At 69.3% G+C, this 537-nt stretch carries 1 protein-coding gene; it reads left to right on the forward strand.

Annotation, left to right across the window (positions count from 1 at the left end; all coding sequences use genetic code 11):
* On the forward strand, positions 1 to 537 hold a 537-nt coding region (locus AX737_RS02130; protein WP_245293379.1), incomplete at both ends, for an efflux RND transporter permease subunit.

Genomic DNA, 537 nt, shown 5'->3' on the forward strand with positions numbered 1-537 from the left:
TCAGCCAGTCGGTCCGCAACCGCCTGCTCGTCCTCGCGCTCGCCGCGGTGCTGGTGCTGTACGGCGCCTTCACCGCCACCAAGCTGCCGGTCGACGTCTTCCCCGACCTCAACAAGCCCACCGTCACCGTCATGACCGAGGCGGAAGGGTACGCGCCTCAGGAGGTCGAGCAGCTCGTCACCTATCCCATCGAGACCCGGATGAACGGGTTGCCGGGTGTCACCCGCGTGCGCTCGGTCTCGGGGGTCGGGCTCTCGATCACCTACGTCGAGTTCGACTGGGGCACCGACATCTACCGCAATCGCCAGCAGGTTGCCGAGCGGCTGTCGCTGGTGCAGGACCAGCTGCCCCGCGGCGTGACCCCGGTCATGGGGCCGATCTCGTCCATCATGGGCCAGATCCTGCTGGTGGCGGTGACGGGCGAGACCGCGACCCCGATGCAGGTGCGCGAGGTCGCCGACTTCACCATCCGGCCCCGGCTGCTGACCATCCCGGGCGTGGCGCAGGTCATCCCCATCGGGGGCGAGGTGCGCCAGT

Origin of the sequence: Methylobacterium sp. CCH5-D2 (assembly GCF_001556475.1) — a bacterium.
In the GTDB taxonomy this organism is placed as follows: domain Bacteria; phylum Pseudomonadota; class Alphaproteobacteria; order Rhizobiales; family Beijerinckiaceae; genus Methylobacterium; species Methylobacterium hispanicum.